This window comes from Hydrogenophaga sp. (genome assembly GCF_051007235.1).
In the GTDB taxonomy this organism is placed as follows: domain Bacteria; phylum Pseudomonadota; class Gammaproteobacteria; order Burkholderiales; family Burkholderiaceae_C; genus Hydrogenophaga.
This window is the reverse complement of record NZ_JBPCSJ010000050.1, coordinates 20,154-28,221: the sequence shown is the minus strand read 5'-3', so window position 1 is coordinate 28,221 and position 8,068 is coordinate 20,154. Positions and strand designations below refer to the sequence as shown.

Below are 8,068 nucleotides of genomic sequence, written 5' to 3'. Positions count from 1 at the left end.
TTGGCGTCCATCAGGCTGAACATCTGTGCCTGCTGGAACGGGCTCATGCGGCCGTGCGGGCTGAGCATGAAGACGCGCACACCCTGCTTGCCGCGCATGGCGTACTCGGCCGCGCTGCCGGTGTCGCCACTGGTGGCGCCCAGGATGTTGAGCTGCTCACCGCGGCGCGCCAGTTAGTACTAGAACAGGTTGCCCAGCAGCTGCATGGCCATGTCCTTGAAGGCCAGCGTCGGGCCGTTGGACAAGGCTTCGAGGTGGAAACCGGGCTCCAGCGTGGTCAGCGGCACGATTTCCGTGGAGCCGAACACGTCGGCCGTGTAGGTCTTGGCGCACAGCGCTTTCAGATCGGGGGCCGGGATGTCGTCGATGTAGAGCGACAACACCTCAAACGCCAGCGCGGCGTAGCCCTGCTCGGCCAGCACCGAACGCCAACGCGTCAGCGTGGCCGCGTCGACCTGCGGGTAGGCCTCGGGCAGGTACAGACCGCCGTCGGGCGCCAGGCCTTCGAGCAGGATTTCGCAGAAACGCTTGCGGTCCGGGTGGCCGCGGGTCGAGAGGTATTGCATGTCAGTTCCGATTCATCAGCGGAAACGCTCCGACAGAGGGGGTGCGTTCCAGAATGCCGTGGAACCGGCTTCGCCGGGCCACAGGCATTGCCCCCTAGGGGGTGGCGCCGCAGGCGACGCGGGGGGTCAGTTCAACTCTTCTTTGCGGATGCGGGTGATCGGCGCCAGCACGCTGGGCAGGGCCTGCATCTGCGCCATCACATCGTTCATCGTGCCTTCGCGCGTGTCGTGGGTGAGGATGATCAGGTCGGTCGAGGTCGCGCCCTCGCCGCCCACTTCATCGGCTTCGCGCTGCAGCACCGCATCGATGCTCACACCGGCGCCGGCCAGCAGACCAGTCACCTGGGCCAGGACGCCGGCTTCGTCGGCCACGCGCAGGCGCAGGTAGTAGCTGGTCACGACTTCGCTCATCGGCAGCACGGCCACATCGCTCATCGCATCGGGCTGGAAAGCCAGGTGCGGCACGCGGTGCAGCGGGTCGGCCGTGTGCAGCCGGGTGATGTCCACCAGGTCGGCGATCACGGCCGAGGCGGTCGGCTCGCTGCCCGCGCCCTTGCCGTAGTACAGCGTGGTGCCCACGGCGTCGCCGTGCACCACCACCGCGTTCATCGCGCCTTCCACGTTGGCGATCAGCCGCTTGGCCGGCACCAGGCTGGGGTGCACGCGCAGCTCCACGCCCTGGGCGGTGCGCTTGGTGATGCCCAGCAGCTTGATGCGGTAGCCCAGCTGTTCGGCGTACTTGATGTCGGCCGCGCCCAGCTTGGTGATGCCTTCCACGTAGGCCTTGTCGAACTGTACCGGGATGCCGACGGCGATGGCGCTCATCAGCGTGGCCTTGTGCGCCGCGTCCACGCCCACGATGTCGAAGGTCGGGTCGGCTTCGGCGTAGCCCAGACGCTGTGCGTCTTTGAGCACCACGTCGAAGTCCAGGCCCTTGTCGCGCATCTCGGACAGGATGAAGTTCGTCGTCCCATTGATGATGCCGGCGATCCACTGGATGCGGTTGGCGGTCAGGCCTTCGCGCAGCGCCTTGATGATGGGAATGCCACCGGCCACGGCTGCTTCGAACGCCACCATCACGCCCTTGGCGGACGCTGCGGCAAAAATCTCGGTGCCGTGCACGGCCAGCAGCGCCTTGTTGGCGGTGACCACGTGCTTGCCGGCGGCGATCGCTTCGAGCACCAGGGCCTTGGCGATGCCGTAGCCGCCGATGAGTTCGATGACGATGTCGATCTCGGGGTTGGCGATCACGGCGCGTGCGTCGTTGACCACCTTCACGTCCGGTCCGACGATGGACTGGGCACGCGCCACGTCCAGGTCGGCCACCATGGTGATTTCAATGCCGCGGCCGGCGCGGCGCTGGATCTCTTCCTGGTTGCGCTGGAGCACGTTGAACGTGCCGCTGCCCACGGTGCCAATGCCCAGCAGGCCTACTTGGATCGGTTTCATGCTTTGTGTCACTTCAGAAAAATCGGGTGCCTGGCACCCTCCAAATGATGCGGGGAGAGCGGCCATCCGTTGATGACCAAACCGCCCTCCATTGATGCGGTGGCTCAGGTGCCGTTGCGCTGCCGCCAGCCCTCCAGGAACCGCGCCAGGCGGTTGATGGCCTCGCGCAGGTCGTCCTCGTGCGGCAGGAACACGATGCGGAAATGCTGGTTGTCCGGGTAGTTGAAGCCCGAGCCCTGTACCAGCATCACGCGGGTGGCGCGCAGCACTTCCATGAAAAACTGGCGGTCGTCCGGGATCGGGTAAATCTTGGGGTCCAGCCGCGGGAACATGTACAGCGCGGCCTGCGGCTTGACGCAGGTCACGCCCGGAATCGCGGTGATCAGCGCATAGGCCAGGTCGCGTTGCCGGCGCAGGCGCCCACCTTCCTTGACCAGGTCGTTGATGCTCTGATAGCCGCCCAGCGCGGTCTGGATCGCCCACTGGCCCGGCACGTTGGAACCCAGCTTGAGGTTGGCCAGCATGTTCAGGCCTTCGATGAAGTCCTTGGCGATTTCCTTGGGGCCCGAGATCACCATCCAGCCCGCGCGATAGCCGCAGGAACGGTAGGCCTTGGACAGCGAGTTGAAAGTCAGGGTCAGCACATCGGTCGACAAGCTGGCCATGGCGGTGTGCGTCACGCCCTCGTACAACACCTTGTCGTACACCTCGTCGGCCAGCAACACCAGGCCGAACTCACGCGCCAGCGCCACGATGCCCTTGAGCAGTTCGTCGCTGTAGAGCACGCCCGTGGGGTTGTTCGGGTTGATGACCACGATGCCCTTGGTGCGCGGCGTGATCTTGGCGCGCATGTCGGCCAGATCGGGCTGCCAGCCGTTGTCCTCGTCGCAGCGGTAGTGCACCGGCGTGCCGCCCGACAGGCTGGTCGCCGCCGTCCACAGCGGGTAGTCGGGCGATGGCACCAGCAGTTCGTCGCCGTTGTCCAGCAACGCGTTGGCCGCCATCACAATCAGCTCGCTGGCGCCGTTGCCCAGGTAAATATCTTCCAGCGTCACACCCTGCACGCCTTGCTGCTGGGTGTAATGCATCACCGCTTTGCGGGCCGCGAAGATGCCTTTGCTGTCCGAGTAACCGGCCGAGTTGGGCAGGTTGCGGATCATGTCCTGCTGGATCTCTTCGGGGGCGTCAAAGCCGAACGGCGCGAGGTTGCCGATGTTCAGCTTGATGATCTTCTGGCCCTCGTCCTCCATCTGCTTGGCCGCCTCAACGATCGGGCCCCGCACGTCGTAGAGCACATTGGCCAGCTTGGCGGATTTATGGATGGTCTTCAAAGTCCCTCCCTCCGGGGATGACGAACAGCGCGGTCAACTGGCCTGCCGGGCGCTCGCGGCTATATTACGCAGCGCTCGCAGGGAAAACCTGCAATTTGACCACAGATACGCACCGCTTCCGGGCCAGCGCGAACCCCTAACAGCCCCTCCCGCCATGAAACTGCACGCCGACAAAGCGGACCTGTACGCCATCACCGCTTACGGCGGAGACTGGGTCACGATCAACGGCCAGCGCCACAGCAGCAGCCTGGTGCTCAGTTCCACCGACGGTGTGACGCCCTGGAATTGCGGGCGCTTCGACGAACTGACACCGGAGCACTTTGAGGCCCTGCTGGCGCACCGGCCCGAGCTGGTGCTTTTCGGAAGCGGCACGCGGCTGCGTTTTGCCCGCGCCGCATTGCTGCAAAGCCTGATCGCACAACGCATCGGGGTGGAGACCATGGACACCGCGGCGGCCTGTCGGACCTACAACATCCTGGCGGGTGAAGGCCGTCGAGTGACAGCGGCACTGCTCATCGGTGACTGATCGGCTCCTGCCCCGGGTAGCCTGAAACAGTCGTTCGGGTTAAAATACCGGATTGTTTCCTGCCGAGCAGGCTCCCGTGATCGGCCGATCCGGTGGCCCTGCCTGAAGCAGCCGGGAAGCCAACGAATCACCACCAACTTACGTCAGGGGCCCACGCAGTATGGCAGTCGTTGTCAACAAACCCATTCCCGAATTTGAAGCCCTGGCCACCGGCGGCATCAAAGTCAGCAACCAGACCCACGTCGGCCAGACCGTGGTGCTGTATTTTTACCCCAAGGACAACACCCCTGGCTGCACGACCGAGGCCATGCAGTTCCGTGACAAGTACAAAGACTTCGTCAAGGCGGGTGCCCAGGTGTTTGGCGTGTCACGCGACAACATGAAGTCGCACGACGATTTCAAGACCAAGCTGGAACTGCCGTTCGAGCTGATCGCCGACACGGAAGAGAAGATGTGCCACATGTTCGGCGTGGTCAAGAACAAGATCATGTACGGCAAGAAGGTCAAGGGCATTGAGCGCAGCACCTTCCTGATCGGAGCCGATGGTGTCCTGAAGCAAGAGTGGCGCGGACTCAAAGTCCCGGGTCACGTGGAAGAAGTGCTCAAGGCCGTCAAGGCCCTGAAGAAAGCCGCCTGACACCTCGCATTGGCTCCCATCGGGCGCGTCACAGCGCTCGTGCATAATGGGTTCATGACATTGGGAAGTCCCATCGCCATCCCCACCTCACCTGCGTTCCGCAGCCCGAAAAGCCGCCCGGTCCTCCCGGCGGCTTTTTGTTTTCCAGCCCCGCGCTGAAGGTCCACGCATTCCATGCCACTGCCCCCTGCCCCCGCCAAACGTGCTGCCCTGCTCGCCCCGGACGCATACACCCTCAAAGGCACCGAAGAAACGCTGGACATGTTGCCCGAGCCGGAGCGCGCCGCGTCTGGGCGTTCTGCCTCAGCCCCGTTGGTAGCCGCATCCGCAGCACCGACCCCTGCGACAACCAAGAGCGGCTCCCGCAACCGGCCGCGCAAAGCCACCGCGAGCGTGGCGGCCGACTTGGCCACAGCACCAGTACAGGCGCCGGCAGTTGTGCAGCGCGACGCGCCCGCAGTCCCTGTCGCCCCAAGCCCCCAAGCCATCGAACGCGGCGCCGCACCGGCCGCGCCGCGCCGTCCCAACCAGCGCAAGAGCAGCACCCCCAACGGCTTGGCCCGTCTTTTTGTGCTCGACACCAACGTGCTGCTGCACGACCCCATGAGCCTGTTCCGCTTCGAGGAACACGACATCTTCCTGCCCATGATCGTGCTGGAGGAACTCGACGGTCACAAGAAGGGCATGACCGAGGTGGCCCGCAACGGCCGCCAGACCAGCCGCACGCTGGACGCACTGGCCGCCCAGGCTGGCGGCGACATGACCAAGGGACTCAAGCTGTCGGCCACCGGCCACAGCACGGCCCGTGGCCTGCTGTTCTTCCAGACCGAGCCGCTGGACGCCCAGTTGCCCACCAGCCTGCCACAAGGCAAGGCCGACAACCAGATCCTGGGCGTGGTGCAAGCCCTGCGCGACAAGTACCCACAGCGCGAAGTGATCCTGGTGTCCAAGGACATCAACATGCGGGTGAAGGCGCGCGCCCTGGGACTGGCCGCCGACGACTACCAGAACGACAAGACACTGGACGATGGCGAACTGCTGTACTCGGGAGCGCTGGCGTTGCCGCAGGACTTCTGGACGCGTCAGAGCAAGACCATCGAGAGCTGGCAAAGCGGTAGCCACACCTTCTACCGCGTGAGCGGACCGGCGGTGGCGCAGTTCTACATCAACCAGTTTGTGTACTTCGAAGCGCCGGGCGAGCCCTCGCTGTACGCCCGGGTGACCGAGATCCGCGACAAGACGGCGGTGCTCAAGACGCTCAAGGACTACACCCACCTCAAGAACGCCGTCTGGGGCGTGACCAGCCGCAACCGCGAACAGAATTTCGCGCTCAATCTGCTGATGGACCCGGAGGTGGACTTTGTGACACTGGCCGGCACCGCCGGCACCGGCAAGACGCTGATGGCTCTGGCCAGTGGCCTGACCCAGGTGCTGGACGACCGCCGGTATACCGAGATCATCATGACCCGCGCCACCGTGAGCGTGGGTGAGGACATCGGCTTTCTGCCCGGCACCGAAGAAGAAAAGATGGGGCCGTGGATGGGTGCGCTGGACGACAACCTGGAGTTCCTGGCCAAGGGCGACGGCGGCAACGCAGGCGAGTGGGGGCGCGCCGCCACCAACGAGTTGATCCGCAGCCGCATCAAGGTCAAGAGCATGAACTTCATGCGCGGTCGCACCTTCATGAACAAGTACGTCATCATCGACGAGGCACAGAACCTGACGCCCAAGCAGATGAAGACGCTGATCACCCGCGCGGGGCCGGGCACCAAGATCATCTGCATGGGCAACCTGGCGCAGATCGACACGCCCTACCTGACCGAAGGCTCATCGGGCCTGACCTTCGCGGTGGACCGGTTCAAGGGCTGGCCGCACGGTGGACACATCACGCTGGCGCGCGGTGAGCGTTCGCGCCTGGCCGACTACGCCAGCGAAGTGCTCTGACACGGCGCGCTCCGTAACCCAATAAAAAACCCGGCGCTGCCGGGTTTTTTATTGGGGTAAAGCCACTGTTTCAGAAATCGCCGCCGCCAGCCATGCTTTCAAAACGCGTCAGGTGGTTCATAAAAGTCAGTTTGACCGTGCCCGTCGGACCGTTGCGCTGCTTGCCGATGATGATCTCGGCCACGCCGGGCTATTTGCAGGTCTCCTTGTTGTAGTACTCGTCGCGATAAATGAACATGATGATATCCGCGTCCTGCTCGATGGCGCCAGATTCGCGCAGATCGCTCATCATGTGGCGCTTGTCGGTGCGTTGTTCGACCGAGCGGTTGAGCTGAGACAGCGCGATCACCGGACACTGCAACTCCTTGGCCAGCATCTTCAGACCCCGGGAGATTTCGCCCAGCTCGGTGGCGCGGTTATCGCCCCCGGCCGCGCTGGAACCGCTCATCAGCTGCAGGTAGTCGACCACGATCAGACCGAGCTTGCCGCACTGCCGCGCCAGGCGCCGCGCATTGGCCCGCAGTTCGCTGGGCGTCAGACCCGGCGTTTCGTCGATGTGCAGCGAGACGGTGCGCAGCTTCTCGATCGCCTCGGTCAGCCGCGGCCATTCGTCGTCGGTGAGCTTGCCCGTGCGCAAGTGGCCCTGGTTGATGCGGCCGATGGAACCCACGATACGCACCGCCAGCTGCGAAGCGCCCATTTCCATGGAGAACACCGCCACCGGCAGCCCCTCGTTGAGGGCCACGTGCTCGGCAATGTTAACGGCAAAGGCCGTCTTGCCCATGGAGGGACGCGCCGCCAGCACCACCAGGTCACCGGCTTGCAGACCCGAGGTCATGCGGTCGAGGTCGATGAACCCGGTGGGCACGCCGGTGACGTCCATCGGGTTGTCGGCCATCTCCTGCACGCGGTCCAGCAGGTCCACCACCAGGGTGTCCATGCCCTGGAAGCCCTCTTTCATCCGCGAACCTTCTTCGCCGATCTTGAAGATCTTCTGCTCGGCTTCGTCGAGGATCTTGGCGACCGGTCGGCCCTGCGGATTGAAGGCGTTGGTGGCGATCTCGTCGCTGGCGGCCACCAGTTTGCGCAGGATCGCGCGCTCGCGCACGATCTCGGCATAACGGCGGATGTTCGCCGCGCTGGGCACGTACTGCGCCAGCGAGTTCAGATAGGCCAAGCCACCGGCTTCGTCGGCCTTGCCCAGGTTCTGCAGGTGCTCATATACCGTCACCACGTCGGCCGGCTTGCTGGCGTTGACCAGGGTGGCAATCGCCGAGTACGTCAGCCGGTGTTCATAGCGGTAGAAATCGGAGTCGTTGACCAGATCGGCCACACGGTCCCACGCGCCGTTGTCCAGCAGCAAGCCGCCCAGCACACTGGATTCGGCCTCAATGGAGTGAGGCGGCACACGCAACTGGGCGATCTGCCGATCGGTCGTGCCGAAATCGGCGTCGTCCAGACCGGCATCGAAAGCGGACGGGGGAGTGGAGTACACGTCGGACATGGGCGCTCAGATCAAACAGGGATGGTACGCCGCGGGTGCCGCGTTGTCATGGGACAAGTCTGTGGACAAGCGGTGCATCAGCGGTGGGTTGTGCAGGACAACTGGCGACGC

At 64.4% G+C, this 8,068-nt stretch carries 5 protein-coding genes and 2 pseudogenes; 3 read left to right on the top strand and 4 right to left on the bottom strand.

From position 1 onward, the window contains the following. The 3 genes and pseudogenes from ACR2JA_RS01705 to ACR2JA_RS01695 form a co-directional block, all read right to left on the bottom strand. Window positions 1-566, bottom strand: a pseudogene (locus ACR2JA_RS01705) (threonine synthase); the annotation flags it as partial. A gap of 126 nt (window positions 567-692) precedes the next feature. Then, the gene (locus ACR2JA_RS01700) at window positions 693-2,015 is read right to left on the bottom strand and encodes a homoserine dehydrogenase (protein WP_434007414.1); all 1,323 of its coding nucleotides are present in this window, start codon (window positions 2,013-2,015) and stop codon (window positions 693-695) included. Window positions 2,016-2,119: 104 nt separating this feature from the next. Then, window positions 2,120-3,346 carry a pyridoxal phosphate-dependent aminotransferase gene (locus tag ACR2JA_RS01695; protein ID WP_434007413.1) on the bottom strand — a complete coding sequence of 409 codons (1,227 nt, stop codon included), beginning with the start codon at window positions 3,344-3,346 and terminating at the stop codon, window positions 2,120-2,122. Window positions 3,347-3,500: 154 nt separating this feature from the next. On the opposite strand from ACR2JA_RS01695, the gene ACR2JA_RS01690 reads away from it, so the two are divergent. From ACR2JA_RS01690 to ACR2JA_RS01680, 3 genes are all read left to right on the top strand, one after another. Beyond that, window positions 3,501-3,872, top strand: a complete 372-nt coding sequence (locus ACR2JA_RS01690; protein WP_434007412.1) for an Mth938-like domain-containing protein — start codon at window positions 3,501-3,503, stop codon at window positions 3,870-3,872. A 160-nt stretch (window positions 3,873-4,032) separates the two neighbouring features. Further along, entirely contained in the window at window positions 4,033-4,509 is a 477-nt protein-coding gene (locus tag ACR2JA_RS01685) for a peroxiredoxin (protein ID WP_434007411.1), read from the top strand. Between the two features lie 174 nt (window positions 4,510-4,683). After that, entirely contained in the window at window positions 4,684-6,453 is a 1,770-nt protein-coding gene (locus ACR2JA_RS01680; protein WP_434007410.1) for a PhoH family protein, read from the top strand. A 70-nt stretch (window positions 6,454-6,523) separates the two neighbouring features. Here ACR2JA_RS01680 and dnaB read toward each other — a convergent pair. Continuing rightward, window positions 6,524-7,957: pseudogene (dnaB, locus tag ACR2JA_RS01675) on the bottom strand (replicative DNA helicase). Window positions 7,958-8,068 lie beyond the last annotated feature (111 nt).

Bases quoted from the DNA above. Each gene is read 5' to 3' on its own strand.
- ACR2JA_RS01680 (WP_434007410.1), top strand. From the start codon at position 4,684: ATGCCACTGCCCCCTGCCCCCGCCAAACGTGCTGCCCTGCTCGCCCCG.
- ACR2JA_RS01685 (WP_434007411.1), top strand. From the start codon at position 4,033: ATGGCAGTCGTTGTCAACAAACCCATTCCCGAATTTGAAGCCCTGGCC.
- ACR2JA_RS01690 (WP_434007412.1), top strand. From the start codon at position 3,501: ATGAAACTGCACGCCGACAAAGCGGACCTGTACGCCATCACCGCTTAC.
- ACR2JA_RS01700 (WP_434007414.1), bottom strand. From the start codon at position 2,015: ATGAAACCGATCCAAGTAGGCCTGCTGGGCATTGGCACCGTGGGCAGC.